Raw genomic sequence first — 25,270 nt, 5'->3', positions numbered from 1 at the left:
TCCTTTTTAAATCCTGAATTGTCAAATTAAGTGCAACAGTTATTGGTCTATGAAGATATATATTGCTTGAATAGGTTTTCTGCTGTTTGGTAATGGAGGATTCGACGATGTTTACGATTAATTGCTTTAGTTGCTTTTTGAACATAGTCATCTGTCTTATCTTGCATACTTTGACCTTTGGGAAAGAACTGTCTAAGTAGACCATTGCAGTTTTCATTGGTTCCTCTTTCCCAAGGCGAATATGGATGTGCAAAGTAAATCTTGCAGTGCTGTATTTGAACCATATCCGCAAACTCTGAACCATTATCAAACGTGATCGTCTTGTACCAGCTTGGATGTTTATCAATTTCTTCTTGCAGAAGCCTCAAGCAAGTAGCAGCACGGTAATCTGGAATCTTGATAACCACTTCAAAACGAGTTACACGTTCAGTCAAGGTCATTAAAGCTGGCTGATTCTTACGCCTAACACCTTTAACTAGGTCACCTTCCCAGTGCAACAGCGTTTTTCGATCTTCTACTTCTGCTGGACGATCTTCAATCGAATCACCTAGATGCTTCTTGTGCAGCGCATGTCCACCATGATTGTGACGACGTTTGCTTCTACGCCTCTTCAGTTTCATTGGTAGATCAATATTGCTTATATCGAGCAATCCTTGATCGATATAGCGATAGACTGTTGGAGTACTAGGACAAGGATAGCCAGGCATAGTCAGTTTGAATTCACCAACGAATTCATCGATGCTGGTTGCGTCAAACTTAGTCTTAAAGCGTCTTGAGAGCATTTTGAAGAAGACTGAAAAATGCCTAAGTGGATCGCGTTTATAGCAATTTAAACGCTTTTGATCATGATAGATTTAGGCAGTATCGGCATAGTAATGCTTGTAGAGAAAATAATTATGATCACGTTGAAGTACACTGCCACGTTTGATTTCACGGCTAATCGTTGACTTATGACAACCAACCTCTTGGGCAATAACTGTACGAGAAGTGATGCCAGCATCAAGCAACGCTTGAATTTGACCACGCTGCACACTGGTTAATTGATGATAACGGCTAGACATGCTAGAATTTGAATTGGTCATGAAGATTTTCCTTTCTTGCTTTTTGATACAATTCAAGTTTAGGTCTTCATGACCTTTTTGTTTAACAATTAACGTTGCACTTCAATTTTAAATTCGGGGTCCTTTTTAAATAAATATTCTTTATAAGCAAATTCCTTAAAATTATGATTGATGTATTACTATGAATAAGCAAGGATTGCAAAAAAGAGCGTTAGGATTAAAAACTAACGTTCTTTTTGAATATCAACAATTCGTGCGGAATACACTTCAAGAATTCTATATAATTCCCAGACACTTACTTGTATATATTAATTATAATTCCTTATGTAAATCTATTATAATGGACTTACATTAGTTATTTGAGGTCCATAACCATACTTAACATCTGAAGCTTTAATATAATCGTAGCCTTCTGCATCTCCTTGAGGAGCTAACTCGTAACAAAGCTCATATTATTTTCATCTGGAAACCAAATATTAACCAACTTTGTCACTTCAACTGAGCTTCCTTTATCAAAACGATAAGCATTTAAGTTTTGAGTGTTCGTAGGTTTTTGGGCTTTTCCACTTTTATTATAAACGTATGAATTATTTATAAAGAATACATGCGGATAAACACTATAAAGCAAAAGATGCTGTCTAGGTCTATTATCCAGGTCAACATCGTCAATAAAAAAGCCATCTGTACCCTTTATTCGATAATTTGCTGTAGAATAAGTCAAATTACCATTGTCATCTCCCATCAGATCAAATGTACTTGATTCACGATCAACCAAAACTTTCTCTCCCTTTTTTAAAAGCTTTTTTGGTGCTCCATTTGCAAAATCATAAGCATAGATTTTATTTTTACTATTCTTTTTAACAATAACTGTAGCATAATTAGCTATAAGGTAATGGTCATTGATCTCTGCAACATTTATAGATTTAATATATCCACCATGACCAATACTATAATATTCTTTTCCCTTAATAGTTTTGTATGGTAAATAAAAACTATTCCCATTATCATCATAAAAAGAATATCGCTTAGTACTTGGATCAGCAATTGGTTTTACTTCTTTGCGTATTCAACCGATTTGTCCTTCTTCAGTAATGAACTCTTACCTTGAAATTTTTTTAACTTCTTACCTTTTTTGTTATATACCCGAGCATTATGATTAAGCTCTAAAGTCCCCTGTTCATTAGCTGGATCTTGAGTCGTATCTTCCACTGCATGAGCTTGATTATTGTTGGTCATTAATGATACTGCTGGAATAGTTAGCAACAATGTTGCCGCTATTCCTAACAGAGTCTTCTTGTTCTTCATATCGATCCTCCTTATAGCATTTTGTAGTTTTCTATTTTTAGTCTAGTAGCTATCCGCTTACTTGTCTATTCTACCCTTAAATTCTTTACGATACTTAATAACAAATTCACTTAGTTTTTGTTCATCATTAATCGTAATTATACCTATCTTCTTGAACCTAGATTGTAAATCTCTTTTTACCCATTTCAAAGATAAAATGTCGATATAAGACTTTTTCGTCAAGCCTTCTTTTACCCAATCTTCCAAAGGATAATACTGCTTTTTAATTTGATCAGACTTATTTTCGTACTTTGAAGTTATACTAACCATTGCAAATTTGTCGTTAGTGTCTGCAACTATCAAGGCAGGTCTGCGTTTACCACCCTTACCATTAACAAAAGTGATATAAGCAGTTACGATATCAGACACTTGTAGATTAGTATTCTTCACTTTCATTAATCCAATCTTTTAATTCCTGATCTGTAGCTATTTCTTCATTTGGTAATCCTTTAAAGGCATCAGTTAAGGCAAGGTTCGCCTTCTCGCGTTCTGTTAAAGCAACATCAAAAGGTAACTTGCCTTCAGCAGCAACTCTAGAGTAAAACAATGTAATTGCCGTAGTTGGATTTATTCCTAACTCTTCAAAAACCATAGTTGCATTATCAGCTATAGTCTGATCGAGTTGTACCTGAATTCTTTTCTTTTTAGTTGAACTTTGCATGTGAATCATCCTTTTTATACTTAAATTATACTATAAAATAAGTGTTTAATATGACTTTTGCTTATTTTTTACAAAATATATTCTTCATAGAGTGTAAAGCGTTGTAAAAATTAATGATAATATGGATGGTCAATCACTTTTATTACGATCATTGATTAATTTCGCTAAAAGTATTTAAAGGCTGTAACTTCTTTCCAGCAACATATTTAAAATCTTTAGCTTTAATATATCCTTTAGGTTGATTATATATTGCACTTAAGTCACTTGTAGGAGCAAGTTTGTATAGTAACTCAGTTTTTGATTCACTTTTAATCCATACATATGTTGCTGCTGTAACTACTAAATCCGTCCCTTTCTTTATATGTTGATTATATTCGACATCATCAGGTGTAAACAATTCTCCCTGAGCTGTATAGTCATGTGTATCCCTTTTTGCAGCTACATGCATAAAGTTAGAAAAAGTTGGTAATAAAGCTTTTGATCCAAGCTTTAAAAAACTTTTTTCTATAAAATTATTTGTCCCCTTAATCCGATAATAAGTAGTCAGCCCGTCATAGCCGTCACCCATCTCAGTAAAGTCTGTTGATTCAGATTGCTTATCTAATATTATCTTTTTACCTATTTTTAAAGTCTTTTTGATCTTATTATTATTAGTATCATATAATGGTGCTACTTTTGTAGTTGGAGCATTTGCTATGGTAGTAGCTTTAATTTCATTGGTATAAAGATAATTATCGTTGATACTATTAACATTTACTGCCTTAATATAGCCACCATGTCCTAGGCTGTAGTATTCTTTACCCTTAATTGTCTTATATGGCAAGTAGAACCAATTCCATTCATCATCATGGAAGGAGTATCGTTTAGTACTTGGATCAGCAACGGGCTTAACTTCCTTGGCATATTCAACCGACTTGTTCTTCTTTAGTAATGAACTTTTACCTTGGAATTTTTTTAGTTTCTTGCCTTTTTTGTTGTACACCCGAGCATTATGATTAAGCTCTAAAGTCCCCTGTTCATTAACTGGATCTTGAGTTGTACTTTCCACTGCGTGAGCTTGATTAGTGTTGGTCATTAATGATACTGCTGGAGTAGTTAGCAGCAATGTTGCCGCTAGTCCTAGCAGAGCCTTCTTGTTTTTCATATTGATTCTCCTTATAGCATTTTATGGTTTTATTTCTAGTTAACTACTAACAAAAAACATCCGATTTATTAAGCAGAAACTAGATCAATTTCAAGTTTTAAGCCTAACCCTTGGGCATATCTATTCAATGTTGCTAATGTTGGCACTGAGTCTAACATTTCTAACTTTGCTAACTGTGGCTGCTTCATACCAATTCTTTTTGCAAATACTACTTGCGGGATATTACGTCTAATTCTCTCCGCATAAAGCTTTGCCATAGTGTCAATACTTACTTTTTCATCTTCTGAAATAGACGAAAAGCTACCCTCGATATCATTAAGTTTCATCTAATCACTGCCTTTCTAACCAGTCTTCTAAAAGATTAATTGCTCGCTGAATTTGTTTTTTATCAGTTTTATTCTGCTTCTTAGTATAGTGATTCAATAAAATAAATTTATTTTCGTCATAACTAGCATAAAAAATTCTATCCGGTAAAGGACGCAATTCCATAATAGGATATTTATAGCCTTTAAGAATTTTAGATTGCGGTGGCCTAATATTGGGACCTAGGGCTTGCAACAACTTTAATTGATACCTTACTTTTTTAAGTACCCGTTTATCTTCTGTTTGTGAACTATTATTCAACAAATCTAGCCAATCTTTTATTTCACTATGACCACACTTATCTTCATAAATTTCTACATCATACATTGCTTTCCCTCAAATATAGCAAGTAGGTTATATTTGCTATTATAACTTACTTGCTATACTTGAGCAATTGCTCATTACTAAGCACTTTAAAATCTTCTGCATATTTTTTTAAGCTTTGAATTTCTTCTTTTACCCATCAGTATCCCTACATTAATGATCTCCACTACAAAATTATGCAACAAAAAAATTGAAATTAATTAAAAAAGTAAAGAAACTAGTCCCTTTACTTTTTGAGAAAAAACATATTATTGGTTACTTGATAATATATCACGTCCACCAATTAATCTGGTATCCGATACCTTTACAAATCCGATACCTTCACCACTTGTATAACTCTGTTCAAGTTGATAGCACTGTTCCACTTTGTTTTCTTCTTTAATCCGAATGTCTTTTACTTGTGTAGCTATAACTTCAGAATTTTTCTTAAATCTTGGTTTATTTAAATTTGAATCAAATCTGACACCTTTTTCGGTATACACATATGAATCGTTTTTAAAAAGCACATGTGCGTAATTGCTAAATAGGTGTAGGGGTTGTCTTAATTTAAGTTTAACATTTTTAAAGCTAATAAACTCATCCTTCTCTTTAATTCGATAAAAATATTCTGATCCATTACTATAATCTATCATTTCATCAAAATCATCAATATTAGCTTTTCTATCAAGAATAATTTTTTTACCAGACTTTAAATATTTGTTAATCTGCTTACCATGACTATCATATAATTTGATTTTTAAAAAACCACCAAATGTTTCTGTTGTAGCATTAACTTCATTGATATAAAGAAAGTTTCCATTAACTTTATCAACATTTACTGCCTTAATATAACCACCATGACCTAAGCTATAATATTCTTTACCCTTGATTGTCTTATATGGCAGGTAGAACCAATTCCATTCATCATCATGGAAGGAATATCGTTTAGCACTTGGATCAGTAATGGGCTTAACTTCCTTGGCATATTCAACTGATTTGTTCTTCTTTAGTAATGAACTCTTACCTTGAAATTTTTTTAACTTCTTACCTTTTTTGTTATATACTCGAGCATTGTGGTTAAGCTCTAAAGTCCCCTGTTCATTAGCCACATCTTTGGTTGTATCTTCTACTGCGTGAGCTTGATTAGTGTTGGTCATTAATGATACTGCTGAAGTCGTTAGCAATAATGTTGCCGCTAGTCCTAGCAGAGCCTTCTTGTTCTTCATATTGGTCCTCCTTATAGCATTTTGTAGTTTTCCATTTTTAGTCTAGTAGTTATCCGCTTACTTGTCCATTCTTACAAATGTCACTTTTATGAAATCGCTGACCTTAATCTTAGGCCTAAAAACATTAAACATGTTATGCTTAATTGTGACAGAGCTATTCAAACATTACGTTCTGCCATGGTAAACTTCACTATTTTAGTCATTAACAGCATTATTCCTAGTAATAATGCTGTTTTTTATTTATCAATCATAACCACTTTTTATTTATCAATCATAACCACTTTTTATTTATCAATCATAACCACTTTTTATTTATCAATCATAACCACCCGTAAAACGGGTGGTTTGCTCAGGGCCATAAGCCCTTATGATCAGTCAGCGTCTCAAGGCGCTGGCTTTTTCTTTCGTCAAAGCCAAAATACTTTTATTACTTCGCTGCCGCTTTAAGCGGCCTTTGTATTACTTGCCACCCTTAAAAGGGTCGCGATACTCTACTTCTGTCAACTTATCCTTGACGATATCATGTTTTTCTTGATCCCTAATATACTTCTGGATTGTGGCTTCATTTAATCCGACTGTGCTTACATAATATCCTTCTGCCCAAAAATGGCGATTACCAAATTTATATTTTAAATTTGCGTGGCGATCAAACATCATCAATGCACTTTTACCTTTTAAATATCCCATAAATGATGCAACACTTAATTTTGGCGGTATGCTCACTAACAGATGAACATGATCTGGCATCATATGGCCTTCGATTATTTCCACACCTTTATACTTACAAAGCAGCTTGATATATTCTTCCAAATCCCGCCGATATTGATTATAAATTATTTTTCTTCTATACTTTGGTGTAAACACAATATGGTATTTACATAACCTTTTGGTATGAGCTAAACTATTTAGTTTTTGTGCCATTGTTCTCCTCTTCCTTTTTAGATTTTGACTTCGACAATCATATTCTAAAACAAAAGAGGAGTTTTTTGTGGTAACCCAGTGACTCCCACCCGCATAGCGGGTGGTTTTATGTTTCGCACGCTACGCGTGCTCAACTAGGTCTAAAGACCTTAATTAAAAAATATCGCTAGGTTTCTGACCTAACGATATTTTGTTTTTTATTCTAAAATATTACCAGGATACTTCCCAATTAGAAGTACTGGAGTTTCTGATAAATCTTTGTTTTTAAGGAATTGTTTTAATTGGTTAATTGAAGTATTGGCAACCTTTTTATTCTTACCAGTTAATTGTTTTGCTAGCTTACTTACCTTTGCAACATCAGCTTTAGCAACCTTTTTATCTTTTTCATCAATTGCTTTGAGCTCTAAATTAATTAATGGCTGTAATTTCTTATTTAGCAAATTTTTATTATAAATCCCATTAATATAGTTAGTGTAGCCTTTATACTTACCATCCTTAGAGACTAGATCAACAGAAATACCATTTTTAACAGTTGACAGTTTTTTAACCTTAAATAGTGTATGATTCTTAACAAGCTTCTTTAGCACCTTTTTACTGTATGATTTACCGCCCTTAGCTGCTGTATTCTTGTACAGCGCTCCTTTAGTAGCATCAGGAAGTTCAAAAACGTATCCAGCATTAGCTAATTTCTTAGTCCATGCTTTATCGGATAGATGCCTAGTTGTTTCTGCTTGAGCTGATATTGTATTAGTATTACTTAACTTTGTAACTGGAAAAACAGAGATTAATAGCACTAAGGCTAAAATAACTTTAAATCTTCTTCTCATTTTGCTCACCTACATTAGTACCATTTATTTGATTGCCAAAATTTTTTAGCTTTTGACCACGTACCATAACGATTTTTAACATATTTATCTGCACATTTTTCCTGATTAGCTTTACTATAATCATAATTAAGATATGCTTTGGTTAACTGAAATCTGCCATAATACTGACCATTAGAAGCACTATAACGATAGGTAGATTCATTATAAGCTATCCAAACTTTTGCTGACCTATTTGCACTACTTAAATTATCATAGTATTTTTTCTTAATACTTGCTGGAACATTAGCATATGGATTCCCTTGAGGTGTATGTCCATAGCTACGTAACATAGAGTCATTATCAAAGTCCAAAATAGTATTATCATTAATTGTTCCCTCGGAAAAATCATCAGGATTTTTAACATTTTGAGGTAAATAAATTGGTGTACCACTTTGAAGTTGGATATCAGGATCAAGATTGTCATTAAGTCGTTCAACTACTTGCAAATTAAGATTATTATCTTTAGCAATTTGTCTTAGCGATTGATTATTATGATTAGCTACAGACGTAATATCATTTTTCGAAACAGAGCTTTCAACTGATGTATCGCTTATTGTTTCAGCATTTACGTTAGTATCCATAGGAGCTATTACAGTTGCTAATGCAATTGCTGAAGCACTTAAACCAATAAGTTTTTAACATTCATATTATCTCTTCCCTTCAGCTTTATAATATTATATTATATCTATATCTTTATTTAATCAAGCGCTTTCAAAAAAATAATTAGCAATATACCAATTTAGAGTCTTTTGTTATTCACTAGCAAATCCTTATGTTCGCTTTAACCTTTTTAAAATTAAATTCTTTACCATAATCTGTAGTGAATCCACCTCACTTTAAAAAAATTGCTACCATGTAATAGCCAAAAAACAGCGTTTAGCATCCTTTCCATTAACAAAAGTGATATACAATGTCAGCCGTTCCTAATCAATACTTTTTGCTTTTATTAATCCAATCTTCTAATTCCTGATCTGTATCTATGCAAGATAATGTTCACTTTCTGTTAGGCAAGATCAATCTGACAATAAAAAAACCAACAGCTCTAATATCTATTGGTTTTTGTCTATTCATTTTTAATAATTACCTTTGTTCCAGTGGGAATATTATCTTTAAGCCATAACGAGTCGGCTACACTTAAACGAATACAACCATGAGAGGCTGGCTCTTTACCCAATTTTCGTGCTTGCGTCAAATTATATTTGCCATTATTCTTGGTTGGCACGGAGTGAAACAGATAGACATTCTGTTCATCCCAACTGGTCCAATTATTAGCACCTTCATTCAAGTTCGGATTATAAAAAGCGTCTCCTCGCCCACCTTGAATCTTAAAAGTGCCAAGTGGCGTCAATGATTTACCCTTCTTAAACAATCCACCACTAGCGAGCATCGTATAAATTCGTTCATTATTACGTAAAATATAAACTCGATTTCCTTTAAGTGAAACCCGAATCGTTAAATCATTTTCTATTCGCTTAATTTTAGGATATGCTCTAACCTCACTTGATCTGCGCCAATCATAGGGTTTGCGTAAAGTAGCAGGATCGCGATATGAACGATAAGTTGGCTGCGATTTTTTGACTAAGGCTTTTTTAGGCGCTACTTGTTTAACATCACTTTTATTTGGTGGCATTGAAACTCGAGCTAAACTAATTACTCCAATTACTGCTATTGCTAAAAAAGTACCCCATTTCAGCAACCTATTTTTCATACGCTCTTCCTCTTTTCCGCTTTATATCACTTATTTACTAGCATACTGCTGCATTAACTGCGGCAACAATTCACTCAGACTAGTTGGCTTAACCACATAATTATTTTGGGCTAACACATCCCCTGCTAGAGAATGCAGATATACAGCAGCTAAAACACTGTCAAGCTCGCCGCCAAATTGCGCGGTAAACCCACCAATAATTCCTGCAAGGGTATCACCCATTCCACCAGTCGCCATACCAGGATTGCCGGTTAGATTGACAAAAACTCTGCCCTGATTATCATAAACATGCGTCTGATTTGATTTTAATACTAAAATCGCTTTTTGCTGATCAATCAGCTCATTAAACGCTGCTAAATTAGCACTGTCAGTTTGATAGGGTATCTTTATTCCACTTAAACGTTGCCATTCCATTTGATGCGGCGTCAGCACAATTGTCCCGGCATGCTTTGGCAACAATTGCCGCTCTTGAGCAAGTATATCAAGCGCATTTGCGTCTAAAACTAATGTCTGTTTGCTAGTAGTATATTCTCCTATTAGTTGTAAAATTTGTTTAGCAAATTTACCAGTTCCTAATCCTGGACCACAGACTACAACATCGACTTTGCCAATCAAGCTAGCTAAATTATGATCACGCCAATCAAGATACATTGCTTCAGGGTCGCGAGCATGAAGTGCGGTTAGATTAAGCGAATGCGTCGCTACGGCCACTAAGCCCGCACCAGTATTGAGCGCACCCTCTGTAGCCATAATAATTGCACCACCATAATTTTCGTTGCCACCGATTAGCAATACGCGACCATAATCTCCTTTGTGTGTTGCGCTATGTCGTTTTTTAATCACTTTGGTCAAAATATCTGCTTTAATTTCACTCATATTATTCTCCAAAAAGCCAACGCCAGAAACGAACAAATATATTAACTTTGTCAGTTGCTTGCAATGAGCTAGCTGGCATACGTAAACCAGTAGGATTCTGTACAGACAACAACTTCTGCTTGCCAACTTTAAACTGATAAGCATTGATTATTTGTCCGCGCTTTATTGGCGCCTCAACACTCGAATTGACTAATTCTACCTGCAATTTTGGACCATTTACTGGTAGCCAAATCGCTGAGGCACTCTTCATTCCTAGATTAACCTGCTTTTGCTTACCATTCTTAACCTTCATCTTGGTTAAACCCGTGATTACTTCGTTTGGTTTAAAGATCAATGGTCGATAATTCTGATAGAGATATTGCAATAAATGGCTAGTCTGAACGAAACGAGCCGGATCCGTCGGACTCTTGTGCGCTGCTCCAAGTACCACCGTAATAACACGTGCTCCCTCATGTTTAGCTGTAGCAATAAAACAAGCACCAGCTGCATCTGTTGTCCCAGTCTTGAGACCATCAACTTTTAGTTGCGGTTGATATTGCGGCAAGCCTTTAAGCATCCAATTAAAATTAGTCATAGGATAGCGCTGATTTTGATCAACAAAATCACGTCTCGCAATCGTAGTAGTCTGTACCACATCAGGAAAATCCTGCAATAATCGCTGCCCGACAATTGCCATATCTCTAGCGGACATTTGATTTTCTGCATCAGGATCTGCATTAGGGTATGCATCACTGCCGACGCTCTTATTAGGTAATCCACAAGTCGTATAAATTTTGGCATCCGTAATTTGCCACTTACGCAGCTGCTCGCGCATCTGTCTTACAAATGCCTGCTGCGAGCCACTGACAGCTTCAGCTAGTAGCATCGCGGCACCATTAGCTGACTCAATTAAAGTTGCTCGATAAAGCTGTTTAACCGTGTATGAATGCCCTGCTTTTAATGGTACATTGGAAAAATCCCGATTGCCTGCTACTTTGACAATTGCCGGCGTTGGTGTAATTTTAGTTTGCCAAGTAATTTTTTTTCGTTGAATCGCCTGCAAAGTCAGGTAGGCTGTCACTAACTTAGTCATTGATGCAATTGGCAGCGGCTGATTAATATTTTTGCCGTATAAAAGTTGACCAGATTGACTATCGATCGCAATTGCCGCCTTAGCATCCAATTGCAAATCATTATGATAATTAGCAGGCAGCTCTTGGGCACTGACTTTATGAATTGGCAGTAGTAATAATACGGCTACTAAGGCAATTATTACCTGCTTAACTCTTCTTTTACAAGTCATAGAATCTCCTTTACCAAAAATTTTTGAGATAAATTACTATTTATGCTTACATTTTACCAAATTTTTGGTATGATTATTACTGTATTAAAAATTCTTAAGCCCCGATGGCGGAATTGGCAGACGCGCAGCGTTCAGGTCGCTGTTTAGGTAACTAAGTGAAAGTTCGAATCTTTTTCGGGGCATCAATCTTTAAGAGCTAATCAAATTGATTAGCTTTTTTTGTAAAATCAACCTTAAATTTCAGTAAAGGGAGGCCAATATGCGAAAAAGATTAACTAAATCTCATAATAAAATAGTTGCTGGTGTCTTTGGCGGAATCGCTGAATACTTTAATTGGGATAAGGCTTGGACTAGAATCTGCGGTTGCGCGCTAATGCTTGTTTCCGGTTGGGGTATCATCCTTTACATCGTTGCTGCTATTGTAATGCCTGAGGCAAATCACCACACTCATGTTACAGATGGTGAATTTCATCAATCATAAAATTGCATCTTATAACAGCAATTGATAAAATAAAGTTCCTTGGCAGGGGCAGCCAAAAGTAAATCAGCTTTTGACAAAACTCAAAAAGACGCTATCATTCGCAATTGAATGATGGCGTCTTTTTTATGCTTTAATATGCAATTTAGCTAAAATTGCCGTAAATTTATTACCTAAAATCTTTTGTGCTAATTCTGACTTAATCGTCATAACTACGTAGAATATTGCACCAACTAGTACTGCAATAACAACAATAATCAAAGCATGCAAGCGATTAGCAGGACTTAGGAACAGTTCCAAACCTTTTTCCACTGCTAATACTAGCAAAAACATTAATACTGAAAATGCAGTAATCCCGATAAAACGGCGACTAGTTCGACTAGCATTGAAATGATAATTAACCCTTAAATGCTTCAAAGCCAACCAAATAATTGCTAACATCCCAACATTAGTCGCAACTAGCGGCCCAAAGGCCTTAAATAAGTATACCATTGGATATTGCACAACAAACTTAATTATCAACCCAAGAATCAGATATTTAATTGCCAGACCATTTTCAGATAAACCTTGCAAAATTGCTGTCAAAACAGTAAATAAACCTAAAGTGATTGCCGTAAAAGCTGAAAGATACAAGATGTTGGAACCCAGCTGATCAAAGCCATAAAAGATAGTATAAATTGGCTTGGAAATTGCTGCCATACCAAACGCTGCTGGTATCATCACAAACAAAAATAAATCAATAATACTACCAATCTGTTTGGAAATGCCATGCTGATCATGCTTCGTGTGTGCTGCAGATAATAGTGGAATTGCCGTAACCGCCATTGCGCTAGCTAGCGAGACAATAATCATAATTAGCTTGTTAGCATTAAGTGCAAATAAGGCGTACCAAGTTTCAATCGTATTTGTAGATACCTTCATGATACTAGCAATCATCGGATGAAAAGTATACTGATCAATCAAATAGAATAATTGAATTCCAGCATCTGTTATAACGAAAGGCACTGCTTGACCAATGATTTCCACAAATAAGTCCTTAGTAGAAACTTGTACCTTATTAGCAGAATTAGCCACTAATTCGTTCATCTGCTTGCGTCGAGAAAACAAAAACCACGCTAAGATACCAATCCCAAAGGCCGCCCCAATTGCAGCAGCAAAGTTCGACTGGACAACTGCATCAACATAAGAACCATGTTGCACTTGCATAATGACATAGGCAGTTAGCAGTATCCACACAACCCGCGCAAGCTGCTCCACAAATTGTGACATTGCGGACGGCATCATGTCAGTATATCCCTGGAAATACCCACGCATAAAACTCAAAATTGGAATAATTAAAATCGCATACGATAAACTCCGCATCACTGCAATTTGGCGTGGATCGCTACTTGACCCATTTGATGCTAGTAGTGGCGAAGCAAAATACATTACCGCCGCTGAAACTATTCCTAAGAACGCCATTAACAGCAATCCTTTGCGGAATAACTTTTGTCCAACCTCATATTCATTTAGCGCGTTATATTTGGCTACCTGCTTAGCAACAGCACCTGGAATCCCAGCAGTTGAAATCAAAATAAAGATACTATAAATATTATAACTTCTAGCAGTTAACGCATTAGCGATATTACCATAAGGTGCCATCCACATAAACCAAGGAATAATATATAAAGCACCTAAAATACGAGAGGTAATTGAGCCAAAAGTCATCCATGCACTACCTTTGATAAAGGTATCTTGCGTGCTTTGTTCTTTCAAATTATTTTCTTTCATTAATTTTCCCTAAATCTAATGTTCTAACTATCCTATTTTGAAACAAACAGGCAGATTAACAACAAAATAACTATTCTTTTTAGGAAAAATTAAATTTTATTTAGCTACAATATTAACAATCTTGTTTGGTACCACAATTACTTTTTTGATTTCTTTGCCAGTCAAGAACTTTTGCACATGTGGCAACTCTAAAGCTTGTTCTTGGACCTGATCTTTAGCAGTATCTTTATCAATCTTGAAACTACCACGCAGTTTGCCATTAACTTGAACCATAATTTCAACCGTGGCTTCGACTAATTTAGTTGCATCATAAGTCGGCCATTTGGCATAAGTAATCGATTCATCATGACCAAACACCTGCCAAATTTCTTCCATCATGTGTGGAGCAACTGGCGCCAGCAATTTAATAAAGCCTTCTGCATATTCAACTGGGATCGTTTTGGCCTTTTGTGCAGCATTAACGAAAACCATTAATTGTGAAATAGCGGTATTGAAATGATAATCTTCAAAGTCTTCAGTAACTTTCTTAACGGTTTCGTTATAAACCTTATCTAGACTACCATCATTTTCCGCAACAATATTTTCTTGCGGAATTGCCTTAAGATCAAGATCATTAACAAATAATCGCCAGACCCGATCTAAAAACTTCTTAGTCGAAACAGGGCCATTATCGTCCCAATCAATTGACGCATCTAGCGGCCCCATGAACATTTCATACATCCGCAAGCTATCAGCACCGTATTCTTCAACCACATCTTCTGGGTTAACCACGTTACCCTTAGACTTGGACATCTTTTCATGATTCTTTAAAATCAAGCCTTGGTTATATAAGCGCTGGAATGGCTCTTCATTAGGAACGATCCCCAGATCATAAAGCACCATATTCCAAAATCTAGCATACAGTAGATGCCGCACAGCGTGCTCTGCACCACCAATATAGATGTCTACTGGTAGCCACTTCTTCAAAATATCGTAATTGGCTAGTTCCTTGTCATTATGTGGATCAGCAAAGCGTAAGAAGTACCAAGAAGAACCAGCCCAATTCGGCATCGTATTAGTCTCTCGCTTACCCTTGCGGCCATTTTTATCGACAACATTAACCCAATCTTTTAGATTAACTAGTGGACTCTCTGGAGTCCCTGAAGGCTTAATATCGGTTGCATGTGGCAGGACCAGCGGTAATTCATCTTCTGGAACCAGTGTGGTTTCGCCATCTTCCCAGTGAATTACTGGAATTGGCTCACCCCAATAACGTTGACGGCTGAATTCCCAGTCACGCAGTTTGTAGTTGACCTTCTTCTCACCAACATGATGTTCTTCAAGCCAAGCTAAAATTTTCTCTTTGGCATCATCTACATTTAAGCCATTCAAAAATTCGGAATTGATGTGTGGTCCTTCGCCAGTATAAGCACTCTTACTGATGTCGCCACCTTCAATTACTGCTTTAATCGGTAAATGGAATTTTTGTGCAAATTCATAGTCACGATCATCATGAGCCGGAACAGCCATTAGCGCACCAGTGCCGTAACTTGCCAAAACATAATCAGAAATCCAAACTGGAATTGCTTCATTGTTAACCGGATTAATGGCATAAGCACCAGTAAAGACTCCAGTCTTATTCTTATTTAAGTCTGTCCGTTCCAGATCAGATTTAGACTCAATTTCTTTAAGATAAGCGTCAACTTCAGCCCGATGTCCATCAGTCGTAATCTTTTCAACCAATTTATTTTCTGGAGCAAGTACTGCATAAGTTGCGCCAAACAAAGTATCAGGACGCGTAGTAAAGATGTCAAAAGACTGATCAGAATCTTGAATCTTGAAAGTAACTTGCGCACCTTCAGAGCGACCAATCCAATTACGTTGCATTTCTTTAACAGGTTCAGGCCAATCAAGGTTATCTAACCCTGCCAATAATCTATCCGCATAAGCGGTAATCCGCAGCATCCATTGCTTCATGTTCCGCCGATAGATTGGATAGCCACCACGCTCGGTTTTGCCATCAACAATATCCTCGTTAGCAACAACAGTTCCTAAATCCGGTGACCAGTTAACTGGCGCCTCAGCCTCATAAGCCAAGCCATTCTTGTACATTTGTTCAAAAATCCATTGAGTCCACTTATAATATTCCGGATCACTAGTCGCAAATTCCCGATCCCAATCATAAGAGAAACCCAATTGGTTGAGCTGCTTCTTAAAAGTTGCGATGTTTTCTTTAGTAACAACAGCTGGATCTTCACCCGTCTTTAACGCATATTGTTCAGTTGGTAGACCAAAAGCATCCCAACCCATTGGGTGCAAAACATTGTAGCCTTGTGCCCGCTTCATCCTTGAAACAATATCAGTTGCCGTATAACCCTCTGGGTGACCAACATGTAGACCTTTGCCTGACGGAAAGGGAAACATATCTAAGGCATAATAATTTTTCTTTTTAGGATCAGAACCAGTCTTAAAAGTATGGTTCTTAGCCCAATAAGCTTGCCACTTTTTTTCAACAACTTTGTGATTGTACATATTCTTTACCTCATAAAAAAAGCCCTATGAACTCACTTCATAGGACGAATAATCGCGGTACCACCTAAGTTTCACGCTCGCACGTGACCCTCAAACGCTTCCTTAACGCGGAAAGCACAACGAAAGGCTTGTTCTAGGCTCAGTTCACAATTTATTTTTTAAGTCTTGCACCGACCGACTTTTCTCTAAAGAAAAATAAAATTGCTATTAGTTCCTAACCTTTATTTTTTATTTAATAATGATTATAATTTACCACAAACACTAAAAAAAACAAGGGGAGAATATTATTTGAACAATACAAATCAACCAAAAACGGATACGATTGTGCCCGCAAGTGTCTTTTTGGTTATTTACGCAATCTGGGCTATCCTAGTTTCTGCGGGCAGTAATTTTATTCAGCAATTCGATAAAATCGTGATTGGGATCGTTACCAACAATAACGAATCTATTACCCAATTTACTAAATCTTTTACTAATTTGGGTAATACCAGCGTAATTATTGCTGAAACTATAATTTTAGTAATAATTTTAGTAATTTTTAAAAAATATGCTTATGCCTGTTTTACGGCTGGTACTATGATTGCTGCTAATGGCTTTAATTGGATTATTAAACATGCAATTGCCAGACCAAGGCCAAGCGTACATCATCTCGTCTATGCAGATGGTTACAGTTTTCCATCAGGACATTCTGTCGGTAGCGCAACTTTATTTGGCATTTTAATCGTTTTAACACTTCTGTTAGTTAAAAATAAGCCACTCAAAACAATTATGTGTGCAATTTGGTTTTGCTTTCCCGTGTTAATCGGTTATACTCGAATCTTCGCGCATGTCCATTACCCTTCAGATGTAGTCGGCGGTTTTCTTGAGGGAATCAGCTTTTTACTAATCGGCTATTCTTGCTTGTATCATTACTATTATGCTAAATCATAACTTAATTTAATAACGTCAAAAAAGCTTTATTGCGTTTTAAACTGCAATAAAGCTTTTTTAGTTAGCGACTATTATCACGACGCTGCTTACGCTGACGTTTTGCCTTGCGAATCTCATGACGTTGTTCAAGTCGGCGTTTTTGTTGCTTATCTTGTTCAACAACCCGCTTAATCTTTTTCTTATAACCAGGTTTGCGTTTCTTTTTAGCTTTTTTAACATAGCCATTCAAGTGGTTATCAACCTGATGGGCAGATTCTTTGCGATTATTGCGGCGTGCGTAATGTTTACGCGGGACTAATTCATCATGCTTAATTTCCACAAAATCAAACTTGATGCCCAGCTTTTCTAAACCAGCAATCCTCGGCATTTCTTCTTCACGAATTAAAGTGATGGCGTGACCAGAGTGGCCGTTGCGCCCAGTTCGCCCGATGCGATGCACCACAAACTCTAAATTACGAGGAATTTCATAATTAATCACTAAACTGACGCCGTCAATATCCAAACCTCGTGCTGCTAAATCAGTTGCCACAACATACTGATATTGACCTGCAGCCACTTCACGCAACGCCCGCTTGCGTTCACGCTCAGTAATTCCCCCGTGAATTTTAGCCACCTTAAGACCTTGATTTTGCAAATAAGCAGTTATTTCATCCACCTTTTGCTTGGTATTAGCAAAAACTAGTGCTAAGTATGGCTGTCCCATGGTTAATAACCTATATAAGATAGTCTTTCGATTTTTGGCACCAACATCGAGCAAGTCATTTTTGACAGTCGGTGAAATCACACTAGGATTATCAATTACAATTTGTTTGGGTTTAGCCATATATTTACGCAAGAAGTTCATCAATTGGACAGGTAAAGTGGCTGAAAAAGCTGCTAAAACTGCTTTTTTCGGCAATCTTTGCGCAATAAAATCGATATCAGCTAAAAAGCCCATGTCCAAAGTCATGTCTGCTTCGTCAATAATAAAGTATTGTACGTAATCTAAAGGCAAAAGCTTCTTTTCCACAAAATCATGTAACCGACCTGGTGTGGCAATTATCAATTGAGGCTTGTGATTTGTTAACCTAGTCAACTGCCTTTGGCGATCACTACCTCCTGCTAAATGTGCAATTGAAATTTTCAAACCAGCAGCATCCCGCAATTGTCTAGCAACTTGGTACAGTTGCTCGGAAAGTTCACGACTTGGCGCAGTAATTATCGCTTGGGGAAAAGTCAGCTGCTCATCAAGCTCATTTAAGATTGGTACTAAAAATGCGTGCGTCTTTCCTGACCCAGTAACTGCCTGTACAACAGCGTTTTGCTGATCAAGTAATACTGGAATCACTGCTTCTTGCACCTTAGACGGCGTAATAAAATTAATTTTGCTCAATCCAGCTTGCAAGGCAGGCTTTATTCTTTCAGATGTAAAAATATTATTCATAATTTTTTTGATATTCCTTAGTTACTTGGACTAATTCTGCGAAAATCTGCTTTACTTCAGTTAAATCTTTCGCATTGGCACCACTTGCTAAGGCGTGTCCGCCGCCATCGTGTTTAGCAGCCAATTCATTAATTACTGGACCTTTAGAACGATAATGTACCCGATAAGTGCCATCGGGTTTTTCCACGAAAACATTCCACGCAATGATATCTTTAATCCGACCTGGAGTTGAAACCGTGCATGAAGCTTGTTCAAAATCAACCCCCAATTTAGCTAAGGTTGCTTGTGATAGCACCGCATATGCAGCACCACTTGGGTCAACTTCCATATAATCCAAAACGACTGCTTGCAGCTTAGCCTGTTCAAAAGTTACATCACTAATTCGGCGAGCAATTTCATTAATATTAATACCAGTAGCTGTCAATTTAGCTACCACATTAAAAGTATGCTCAGTAGTTTCCGGATACATAAAGCGCCCTGTATCCCCAACAATTCCAGCATACAAAGGATAAGCGACTTGGTCAGTAAGTGGCAAGCCTTGTTCAATAATAAAGTCAGCCACAATCTGTGAAGCAGCTGGTGCATCAGCATCGACATAGCTTAAATCAGCATATGGTTCAACGTCAGGATGGTGGTCAATCTTAATTAACAAATCACCCTGATCATATAATTTGTTAGCGATCCGAGCAGTGTTGGCAGTATCGGTAGTAATAACTAGTGCTCCTTGATAATCTGTAGGCTCAACTTGATCCATTTGGTTAATCCAGCTTAAGTCGCCCTCGTCATTTTCACCTGCACATAGAATACGCTTAGCAGGAAATTTAAGTTTCAAACTGCGAGCAAGCCCAGCTTGTGACCCCAACGCATCCGGATCTGGACTAGTATGCCGATGTAAAATAATAGTCGAAAATTGTTCGATTTTTTGATAAATTTGCGCAAAAGTGCTCATAAATTCTCCTTCAGATTTTTAAATATCAATATTTAGTTTAACAGAAAAGTTGGCTTAATCCGAAAACAAGTCTAAATCGACGTCAGAAAAATTAGCCTCACTAAAATCTGTTGCAGTTACTCCCAACAATCTAATCCCGTCATTAAGGAAACTACTAGAAATTTGCCCAAACAAGTCACGGGCAACTTCATAAATCTGGGTACCATCATTAGTTGCCTTGCTTAGTTTTTGCCGTTTAGTGACCGTTACAAAGGAGTTATTGCGCGTTTTTAGGACAATAGTCGTTGCATAAAAGTTACGCTCTTTTAACTTGTCTGCCAAGCTACTGGCATAATTACGCAAATTGGTTAGAGCTGCTTGTTCTGCATAAACGCAAGGTTCATATGTACGCTCAATACTAATTGATTTGCGATTACGCTCGTCATCTGGAACTACTCTAGATAAGTCAATGCCATGCGCGTGTTCTGCCATCAGATAGCCCATGCGATTAAAAGTTTTAATTAAGTCACGAACGTGAATTTCTCGTAAATCTTTACCCGTATAAACCCCCATTTTATGCAATTTTTCCTGGGTTTTAGGACCAATCCCATGAAACGCGGCAATCGGTTGTCTTGCCAAAAAGTCCTTAGCTTCACTAGGTAAAATGACAGTTCGCCCCATTGGCTTCGAATATTCAGAACCCATTTTAGCCAAAAACTTATTATAGCTGACCCCAAAAGAACAATTTAGCCCTAATTCTCGGCGAATTCTAGTTTGCAAGTCAATCGCCAATTGCACGGCAGATGTACTATCCAACTTATTTTGCGTAACATCAAGATAAGCTTCATCTAACGCAATCGATTGCACTAGATCGGTCAGATCATGCATCAATTGGTGAATTTGTGTTGAAACTTCATGGTATTTTTCAAAATCAGGCATCTTGAAAACCAATTTTTCCGCTGGAATTAGCCGCACTGCCTTAATAGCAGGCATAGCAGAGTGAACTCCATATTTACGGGCAACATAATTAGCAGTAGCCACCACTCCATGCCCATGATTTTGCCTTGGATCTTGCCCAATTATCAATGCCTTATTTTTCAACGAAGGATCGTCACGCATTTCAACTGATGCATAAAAGGCGTCCATATCAAGATGGATAATGCGCCGATGCAGATCATTTTGAGGTAATAAACCGTCGCTCGTATCACTCATAGATCCAATGTTCTGTTGGTCTTTCAAAAATTTGGTCAGCTTCCTTAGGTCCCATGCGGTATGGCAAATATTGGGCAGGTTTTTGACCAGCTTGATCAGCCTTTTGCCAAGCCGACTCAATTGCATCAATAAATTTCCAATAAGCTTGCAATTCGCTCCAATGGGTGAAGTTAGTCGAATCATTGACAAACACGTCATGCAGCAATCTCTCATAGCCATCTGGAACTTCAGCTAACTCATCTTTAGAAAAATTATAATCCAAATTTTCACGACGAATCCCAGTTTGACTAATCTTTTTACCATTAATCGTAATATAAATTTCCATATTAGGGTCAACAATGAGCGTAATATTATTCGAATGTGCTTGACCGTACGGATTAGATCTATGCTTTAAGACAATATCAATTCGGGTCTTCTTTTCCTTAAGTTCTTTACCTGTTCTAAAATAGATTGGCACATTGGCTATTGGACCATTTTTAAATTTCATCTCACCTGCTACAAACGTTTCAGTAGCCGAGTCTTCTGCCACATTAGCTTCTTGCAAATAACCAAAAGTTGTATCACTACCAAGATATTGCCCACGAACAAAATGCTGAGCAATTTCTGCTTCACTGGGAATAATTAGACCTGCTAAAAGTTCTTGCTTAGCTTCATGAATACTGCTGGCATTCAGGTCCTTAGGCTCAGGCATCGCCAGTAAAGTCACAATTTGAAAAATGTGATTTTGCACCATGTCTCGCAACGCTCCTGAAGTATCATAATAACCACCACGCGCTTCGACCCCTAAGCGTTCAGCCAAAGTAACTTGGATATTCTTAATTTCGGAATTATTCCACACATTTTTAATTAGCGGATTAGTGAAACGCATTGGCAAAATATTCTGCACCATTTCCTTACCTAAATAGTGATCAATGCGAAAAATATCATCTTCTGCAAATGATGCCGTTATTTGCTGATTCAACTTCTCTGCGGACGCTAATTCATGACCAAATGGTTTTTCCACCACAATCCGATTAAAACCTGAACTGGTTAAATGTTGATCATTTAAGTGGGTCGCAATTGTCCCAAAAAAGCGTGGCGCCATTGCTAGATAAAAGATGCGATTACCTTGAGCACTATAACGATCATCAAGTTCTTGCGCTAATTCTTTGAGCGTTTCATAATGCCCGACGTTAGTAACATCATGTGATTGGTAATAAAAATGTTGTGTAAAGTCAGCTAAATCATTCTCATTGACTTCAGTATGAGTTTCATGAACCGCATCAGCTATTTGCCCGCGCAAATATTCATGAGTCCAGGGACGTCTTGCAGTCGCAATCACCGCAAAGTTATCACGAATTAGACCTTGTTCATATAAGTTAAACAAAGCTGGATATAATTTTCGATGCGCTAAATCACCACTACCACCAAAGATGATCATTACCACTGGAATATTTTTCATAAGGACATCCCTTTCATTAACTATCATGTTATCTCTATTTTATAATATTTTTAGTCAAATATTAATCCTCGCAATCTAGAAATTAAAAAAAGGCACCAATGTTGCAAATTGATGTCCTCTTCTATTAGCTGCCAGTACTCTGGTACTTAGTCAAAAATAGTCGCCAAATTTGATAAATTGCTAGGAAAAATCCTAAGCAGACCGCCGGAATAATTAGCAGCCAAAACCACTCATGCTTAACTGCGATTGCCTCCTGCGGAATCGAAGCCACCCAGCCTAGCGGTATAACCCAAACCAAAAAGATTTTTAATACGTTTGAATAAATTGCTAACGGATACTTGCTAAATTCAAAAAAATCAAAAACCGTTTCTGCCAAATCTGCTAAACCATTAGAAAACAGTGCGGCGATATTGCCAAGCAATGCAATTCCTAAAAAAATTAATGACGTAAAAATGGCTATAAACAAAAACATTAACGTGATATACCAGGGATTGTGCAAACGGATATCAACGCCAATTAATAAAACTAGCGCCACTAATAAATCTCCCCACGCATCATCATCTACACGGGCATTAATTAGCTGAAATAGCGGATTAACTGGTTTAGCTAAAATTTGATCAAGTTCACCATTGTGAATATAATCAGTAATATTTAATGTGTTAATAAAAAAACAGCGAAAAATTGCAAAAGCCAGTGTTGCCAAAGTATAGGTCAGTAGCAGTTCAGTAAAATTAAAACCTTTGATTTTAGGAACCACATTAAACATAAAACGTAAGGCAATGATATTTAAAAGATTTTGCGTTATCATCCCAATAATCGCAAAATAAAAATCAATATCATAAATTACTAGTGATTTGAGATTAGTTCGTAAATAACAGCTAAATAATTTTAAATAACGCATCGCTAACCTCCTTGAATCACAATTGAATTAACCGCATGCTTAAATAGTAGTTGCCATAACAAGTAAAATAATACTACATATCCTAACTGAATTAAGATAGTTTGACTCGCTAAAGTAAAAGTCGGATTTTGCGCTAACAAACCAATTGCGCCAAACGTATACTCAAATGGCAAACAACGCGCAAGAGCTTTAATTACTGGTGGATAAAAGTTAGCCGGAAAGAGATTGCCAGAAAAAATCAACAAAATTGCGGATTTGAAAGTTGTAATTCCCCAAATACTATATGTATAAAACGAAAAAGTACCAATCAACAATTCCAGTTCATAATAAAGCAAATAGGCTAGCAACCCACTGATAATCATACTTAAGCTACTCAATATTGGTATTTTAAAATCTAAAATCCAGCAGTAAAGTATGATTTCAGGAATTCCGATTATTAGTAATTTTGCAAGCGAGTAGCCAACATCTTCCCACAGTAGCTTAGTGAATAACGATAGCGGTTTAATTAAATCAATTGCGATGTCGCCATTAGCAATTTCATGATAGATTTCATAACTCGCCTTAGGAAAGAGCAAACTTAAAAACTGCATTACTAACAGATAGCTGATCGTCTGCTGAAATACTTGACGCGGACGTCCCTGTAAAACAGATTGCCATAAAGAATACTCAACTACAAATGAAATTACTGCTGAAAATAATAAGAACGCCAATGCCAATTTAGAGGATAAACCTTTTTTGAATCCGATTTTAAGTAATGAGAATCTAATTTTCATCCGCTGCACCTGCTTGAAAATTAGTTTGTTCTAATAAATATTCCAACTTGCGATTTTCAATCGTGACTTGCTCAACAGCATAATTATCAGTTATTTGTTTAAGTAAATATGAAACATTTGAACGCTTGACTGCAGAAATCTCATATTCACCACTTGGTAAGCGCACTAAATTAGGCAAATCAAGCTTCGGATCAGCACAGGTAAACCTAATTGTCACTGGTAGATCAAGTTGCCTAATTTCCTGCATGCTGTTATCAACTATTACCTTCCCATGACTAAGAATTATTGCTCGATTACAGACACTTTCGACTTCAGTTAAATCATGGGAAGTAAAAATAATCGTTTTTTTCTTTAAGCCGTTTAAAAATTGGATAATACGCTTTTTAGAGATTATATCCAAACCAATTGTAGGCTCATCTAGAATAATTAGCTCAGGATCATGAATCAAAGCCGCAATAAACTCCGCCTTCATTCTCTGACCCAAGCTCAAGGTTCTGACTGGCTGATTAACAATCTCTTTAGCATCAAGCAAAGTAGTTAACAACGTTAATTGCTCTTGAAATTTTGCTTCAGGTATCTGATAAATCTCTTGGTTCAGCTTAAATGTATCGCTTGCTGGCAAATCCCATCTTAATTGACTTCTCTGACCGAAAACTATACCAATCTTTAAAGCATTCCTCTGTCGATTTTTTACTGGATCTAGTCCAAAAGTGCTTATTTTGCCTTGTGAAGGCTGCAAAATTCCCAGAATCAGTTTAATTAAAGTTGACTTTCCTGAGCCATTTAAGCCAACTAGACCAATACGCTCCCCAGAATTAAGCTTTAATGAAATATTTTGAACAGCAGCAATTTTTTGCGAATGCTGCTTCCATAAGCTAGCTGACTGCTTTTTTTGATAAAAACGAGTGAGATTCTCCATCTCAATTAACATGACTTTTACTCCATTCATTAGTTAATGAGTATTCTGCCATGCTAGAAATTAAGAAATTACTCTAATTTAAAGTTATTTTCTATTTGCCAGATTAGCAGAATTACTCGTTTGCTTGGTTAAATTTGTGTTTAAAATTGTATTTTTCATAGTTACCACCTTATCTTAAAAATAATATCTTCAGTATAAGTCACATGATTAAAATTGCAATAGAAAATTA

General features: G+C 36.5%; 25 protein-coding genes, 1 tRNA gene and 1 pseudogene. 3 read left to right on the top strand and 24 right to left on the bottom strand.

The window, feature by feature from the left end; genetic code table 11:
• Positions 1 to 47: 47 nt before the first annotated feature.
• The 15 genes and pseudogenes from OZX56_RS02945 to OZX56_RS02875 all read right to left on the bottom strand — a co-directional run bounded on the left by OZX56_RS02945 (position 48) and on the right by OZX56_RS02875 (position 11,755).
• Positions 48 to 1,082: pseudogene (locus OZX56_RS02945) on the bottom strand (IS30 family transposase).
• Positions 1,083 to 1,491: 409 nt separating this feature from the next.
• Positions 1,492 to 1,836: a hypothetical protein gene (locus tag OZX56_RS02940; RefSeq protein ID WP_277140118.1), complete on the bottom strand. Its 345-nt coding sequence runs from the start codon at positions 1,834 to 1,836 to the stop codon at positions 1,492 to 1,494.
• A gap of 275 nt (positions 1,837 to 2,111) precedes the next feature.
• Positions 2,112 to 2,366 carry an SLAP domain-containing protein gene (locus tag OZX56_RS02935; RefSeq protein WP_277140117.1) on the bottom strand — a complete coding sequence of 85 codons (255 nt, stop codon included), beginning with the start codon at positions 2,364 to 2,366 and terminating at the stop codon, positions 2,112 to 2,114.
• Between the two features lie 57 nt (positions 2,367 to 2,423).
• Complete coding sequence (locus OZX56_RS02930) at positions 2,424 to 2,801, bottom strand: toxin-antitoxin system, toxin component, MazF family protein (protein ID WP_277140116.1); 378 nt, start codon at positions 2,799 to 2,801, stop codon at positions 2,424 to 2,426.
• Positions 2,782 to 3,066, bottom strand: coding sequence for a type II toxin-antitoxin system RelB/DinJ family antitoxin (locus tag OZX56_RS02925; protein ID WP_277140115.1), 285 nt, complete (start codon positions 3,064 to 3,066; stop codon positions 2,782 to 2,784). The genes OZX56_RS02930 and OZX56_RS02925 overlap by 20 nt, the downstream gene beginning before the upstream one ends.
• Positions 3,067 to 3,214: 148 nt before the next feature.
• Positions 3,215 to 4,210, bottom strand: a complete 996-nt coding sequence (locus tag OZX56_RS02920; protein WP_277140114.1) for an SLAP domain-containing protein — start codon at positions 4,208 to 4,210, stop codon at positions 3,215 to 3,217.
• A gap of 68 nt (positions 4,211 to 4,278) precedes the next feature.
• Positions 4,279 to 4,536 (bottom strand): helix-turn-helix transcriptional regulator, encoded by a 258-nt coding sequence (locus tag OZX56_RS02915; protein ID WP_277140113.1) that lies wholly within the window; start codon positions 4,534 to 4,536, stop codon positions 4,279 to 4,281.
• A gap of 4 nt (positions 4,537 to 4,540) precedes the next feature.
• A complete protein-coding gene (locus OZX56_RS02910; protein ID WP_277126738.1) occupies positions 4,541 to 4,900 on the bottom strand; it encodes a type II toxin-antitoxin system RelE/ParE family toxin in 360 nt (119 codons plus the stop codon).
• Between the two features lie 245 nt (positions 4,901 to 5,145).
• On the bottom strand, positions 5,146 to 6,102 hold the full coding sequence (locus OZX56_RS02905; RefSeq protein WP_277140112.1) for an SLAP domain-containing protein: 957 nt from the start codon (positions 6,100 to 6,102) through the stop codon (positions 5,146 to 5,148).
• A 459-nt stretch (positions 6,103 to 6,561) separates the two neighbouring features.
• The gene (gene tnpA, locus OZX56_RS02900; protein ID WP_277140111.1) at positions 6,562 to 7,023 is read right to left on the bottom strand and encodes an IS200/IS605 family transposase; all 462 of its coding nucleotides are present in this window, start codon (positions 7,021 to 7,023) and stop codon (positions 6,562 to 6,564) included.
• A gap of 197 nt (positions 7,024 to 7,220) precedes the next feature.
• Positions 7,221 to 7,850 carry a hypothetical protein gene (locus tag OZX56_RS02895; RefSeq protein WP_277140110.1) on the bottom strand — a complete coding sequence of 210 codons (630 nt, stop codon included), beginning with the start codon at positions 7,848 to 7,850 and terminating at the stop codon, positions 7,221 to 7,223.
• Positions 7,851 to 7,864: 14 nt separating this feature from the next.
• Positions 7,865 to 8,470 carry a hypothetical protein gene (locus tag OZX56_RS02890; protein ID WP_277140109.1) on the bottom strand — a complete coding sequence of 202 codons (606 nt, stop codon included), beginning with the start codon at positions 8,468 to 8,470 and terminating at the stop codon, positions 7,865 to 7,867.
• A gap of 482 nt (positions 8,471 to 8,952) precedes the next feature.
• Positions 8,953 to 9,597 carry a L,D-transpeptidase gene (locus tag OZX56_RS02885; RefSeq protein ID WP_277140108.1) on the bottom strand — a complete coding sequence of 215 codons (645 nt, stop codon included), beginning with the start codon at positions 9,595 to 9,597 and terminating at the stop codon, positions 8,953 to 8,955.
• A 30-nt stretch (positions 9,598 to 9,627) separates the two neighbouring features.
• Positions 9,628 to 10,473 (bottom strand): NAD(P)H-hydrate dehydratase, encoded by an 846-nt coding sequence (locus tag OZX56_RS02880; RefSeq protein ID WP_277140107.1) that lies wholly within the window; start codon positions 10,471 to 10,473, stop codon positions 9,628 to 9,630.
• Position 10,474: 1 nt separating this feature from the next.
• A complete protein-coding gene (locus OZX56_RS02875; RefSeq protein ID WP_277140106.1) occupies positions 10,475 to 11,755 on the bottom strand; it encodes a D-alanyl-D-alanine carboxypeptidase family protein in 1,281 nt (426 codons plus the stop codon).
• A 98-nt stretch (positions 11,756 to 11,853) separates the two neighbouring features.
• Here OZX56_RS02875 and OZX56_RS02870 point away from each other — a divergent pair.
• A tRNA-Leu gene (locus tag OZX56_RS02870) sits at positions 11,854 to 11,937 on the top strand.
• Positions 11,938 to 12,014: 77 nt separating this feature from the next.
• The gene (locus tag OZX56_RS02865) at positions 12,015 to 12,236 is read left to right on the top strand and encodes a PspC domain-containing protein (RefSeq protein ID WP_277126746.1); all 222 of its coding nucleotides are present in this window, start codon (positions 12,015 to 12,017) and stop codon (positions 12,234 to 12,236) included.
• A gap of 123 nt (positions 12,237 to 12,359) precedes the next feature.
• On the opposite strand, the gene OZX56_RS02860 is transcribed toward OZX56_RS02865, so the two are convergent.
• The gene (locus OZX56_RS02860) at positions 12,360 to 14,003 is read right to left on the bottom strand and encodes a polysaccharide biosynthesis protein (protein ID WP_277140105.1); all 1,644 of its coding nucleotides are present in this window, start codon (positions 14,001 to 14,003) and stop codon (positions 12,360 to 12,362) included.
• Positions 14,004 to 14,099: 96 nt separating this feature from the next.
• The gene (leuS, locus tag OZX56_RS02855) at positions 14,100 to 16,514 is read right to left on the bottom strand and encodes a leucine--tRNA ligase (protein ID WP_277140103.1); all 2,415 of its coding nucleotides are present in this window, start codon (positions 16,512 to 16,514) and stop codon (positions 14,100 to 14,102) included.
• Positions 16,515 to 16,802: 288 nt separating this feature from the next.
• Between leuS and OZX56_RS02850 the strand changes: the two genes are divergently transcribed.
• Positions 16,803 to 17,444 carry a phosphatase PAP2 family protein gene (locus OZX56_RS02850; RefSeq protein WP_277140102.1) on the top strand — a complete coding sequence of 214 codons (642 nt, stop codon included), beginning with the start codon at positions 16,803 to 16,805 and terminating at the stop codon, positions 17,442 to 17,444.
• A gap of 61 nt (positions 17,445 to 17,505) precedes the next feature.
• On the opposite strand, the gene OZX56_RS02845 is transcribed toward OZX56_RS02850, so the two are convergent.
• The 7 genes from OZX56_RS02845 to OZX56_RS02815 form a co-directional block, all read right to left on the bottom strand.
• Positions 17,506 to 18,867 carry a DEAD/DEAH box helicase gene (locus OZX56_RS02845; RefSeq protein WP_277140101.1) on the bottom strand — a complete coding sequence of 454 codons (1,362 nt, stop codon included), beginning with the start codon at positions 18,865 to 18,867 and terminating at the stop codon, positions 17,506 to 17,508.
• Positions 18,860 to 19,816, bottom strand: a complete 957-nt coding sequence (locus OZX56_RS02840; protein WP_277140100.1) for a bifunctional oligoribonuclease/PAP phosphatase NrnA — start codon at positions 19,814 to 19,816, stop codon at positions 18,860 to 18,862. The genes OZX56_RS02845 and OZX56_RS02840 overlap by 8 nt, the downstream gene beginning before the upstream one ends.
• A gap of 54 nt (positions 19,817 to 19,870) precedes the next feature.
• Positions 19,871 to 21,007, bottom strand: coding sequence for a DNA polymerase IV (gene dinB / locus OZX56_RS02835; protein WP_277140099.1), 1,137 nt, complete (start codon positions 21,005 to 21,007; stop codon positions 19,871 to 19,873).
• Positions 21,000 to 22,448, bottom strand: coding sequence for a glucose-6-phosphate dehydrogenase (zwf, locus tag OZX56_RS02830; RefSeq protein ID WP_277140098.1), 1,449 nt, complete (start codon positions 22,446 to 22,448; stop codon positions 21,000 to 21,002). Before zwf ends, dinB begins: the two co-directional genes overlap by 8 nt.
• A gap of 124 nt (positions 22,449 to 22,572) precedes the next feature.
• Positions 22,573 to 23,349: an ABC-2 family transporter protein gene (locus tag OZX56_RS02825; protein WP_277140097.1), complete on the bottom strand. Its 777-nt coding sequence runs from the start codon at positions 23,347 to 23,349 to the stop codon at positions 22,573 to 22,575.
• Positions 23,350 to 23,351: 2 nt separating this feature from the next.
• Positions 23,352 to 24,122: an ABC-2 family transporter protein gene (locus OZX56_RS02820; RefSeq protein ID WP_277140096.1), complete on the bottom strand. Its 771-nt coding sequence runs from the start codon at positions 24,120 to 24,122 to the stop codon at positions 23,352 to 23,354.
• Entirely contained in the window at positions 24,112 to 25,071 is a 960-nt protein-coding gene (locus OZX56_RS02815; RefSeq protein WP_277140095.1) for an ATP-binding cassette domain-containing protein, read from the bottom strand. Before OZX56_RS02815 ends, OZX56_RS02820 begins: the two co-directional genes overlap by 11 nt.
• Between the last annotated feature and the right edge of the window lie 199 nt (positions 25,072 to 25,270).

The sequence above is a fragment of the Lactobacillus sp. ESL0684 genome, from assembly GCF_029392675.1.
Lineage (GTDB): Bacteria > Bacillota > Bacilli > Lactobacillales > Lactobacillaceae > Lactobacillus.
Note: the sequence above shows the minus strand (reverse complement) of the source record. Positions and strands in the feature narration are given on the sequence as shown.

Bases quoted from the DNA above. Each gene is read 5' to 3' on its own strand.
- OZX56_RS02935 (WP_277140117.1), bottom strand. From the start codon at position 2,366: ATGAAGAACAAGAAGACTCTGTTAGGAATAGCGGCAACATTGTTGCTA.
- OZX56_RS02930 (WP_277140116.1), bottom strand. From the start codon at position 2,801: ATGAAAGTGAAGAATACTAATCTACAAGTGTCTGATATCGTAACTGCT.
- OZX56_RS02925 (WP_277140115.1), bottom strand. From the start codon at position 3,066: ATGCAAAGTTCAACTAAAAAGAAAAGAATTCAGGTACAACTCGATCAG.
- OZX56_RS02920 (WP_277140114.1), bottom strand. From the start codon at position 4,210: ATGAAAAACAAGAAGGCTCTGCTAGGACTAGCGGCAACATTGCTGCTA.
- OZX56_RS02915 (WP_277140113.1), bottom strand. From the start codon at position 4,536: ATGAAACTTAATGATATCGAGGGTAGCTTTTCGTCTATTTCAGAAGAT.
- OZX56_RS02910 (WP_277126738.1), bottom strand. From the start codon at position 4,900: ATGTATGATGTAGAAATTTATGAAGATAAGTGTGGTCATAGTGAAATA.
- OZX56_RS02905 (WP_277140112.1), bottom strand. From the start codon at position 6,102: ATGAAGAACAAGAAGGCTCTGCTAGGACTAGCGGCAACATTATTGCTA.
- tnpA (WP_277140111.1), bottom strand. From the start codon at position 7,023: ATGGCACAAAAACTAAATAGTTTAGCTCATACCAAAAGGTTATGTAAA.
- OZX56_RS02895 (WP_277140110.1), bottom strand. From the start codon at position 7,850: ATGAGAAGAAGATTTAAAGTTATTTTAGCCTTAGTGCTATTAATCTCT.
- OZX56_RS02890 (WP_277140109.1), bottom strand. From the start codon at position 8,470: ATGGATACTAACGTAAATGCTGAAACAATAAGCGATACATCAGTTGAA.
- OZX56_RS02885 (WP_277140108.1), bottom strand. From the start codon at position 9,597: ATGAAAAATAGGTTGCTGAAATGGGGTACTTTTTTAGCAATAGCAGTA.
- OZX56_RS02880 (WP_277140107.1), bottom strand. From the start codon at position 10,473: ATGAGTGAAATTAAAGCAGATATTTTGACCAAAGTGATTAAAAAACGA.
- OZX56_RS02875 (WP_277140106.1), bottom strand. From the start codon at position 11,755: ATGACTTGTAAAAGAAGAGTTAAGCAGGTAATAATTGCCTTAGTAGCC.
- OZX56_RS02865 (WP_277126746.1), top strand. From the start codon at position 12,015: ATGCGAAAAAGATTAACTAAATCTCATAATAAAATAGTTGCTGGTGTC.
- OZX56_RS02860 (WP_277140105.1), bottom strand. From the start codon at position 14,003: ATGAAAGAAAATAATTTGAAAGAACAAAGCACGCAAGATACCTTTATC.
- leuS (WP_277140103.1), bottom strand. From the start codon at position 16,514: ATGTACAATCACAAAGTTGTTGAAAAAAAGTGGCAAGCTTATTGGGCT.
- OZX56_RS02845 (WP_277140101.1), bottom strand. From the start codon at position 18,867: ATGAATAATATTTTTACATCTGAAAGAATAAAGCCTGCCTTGCAAGCT.
- OZX56_RS02840 (WP_277140100.1), bottom strand. From the start codon at position 19,816: ATGAGCACTTTTGCGCAAATTTATCAAAAAATCGAACAATTTTCGACT.
- dinB (WP_277140099.1), bottom strand. From the start codon at position 21,007: ATGAGTGATACGAGCGACGGTTTATTACCTCAAAATGATCTGCATCGG.
- zwf (WP_277140098.1), bottom strand. From the start codon at position 22,448: ATGAAAAATATTCCAGTGGTAATGATCATCTTTGGTGGTAGTGGTGAT.
- OZX56_RS02825 (WP_277140097.1), bottom strand. From the start codon at position 23,349: ATGCGTTATTTAAAATTATTTAGCTGTTATTTACGAACTAATCTCAAA.
- OZX56_RS02820 (WP_277140096.1), bottom strand. From the start codon at position 24,122: ATGAAAATTAGATTCTCATTACTTAAAATCGGATTCAAAAAAGGTTTA.
- OZX56_RS02815 (WP_277140095.1), bottom strand. From the start codon at position 25,071: ATGAATGGAGTAAAAGTCATGTTAATTGAGATGGAGAATCTCACTCGT.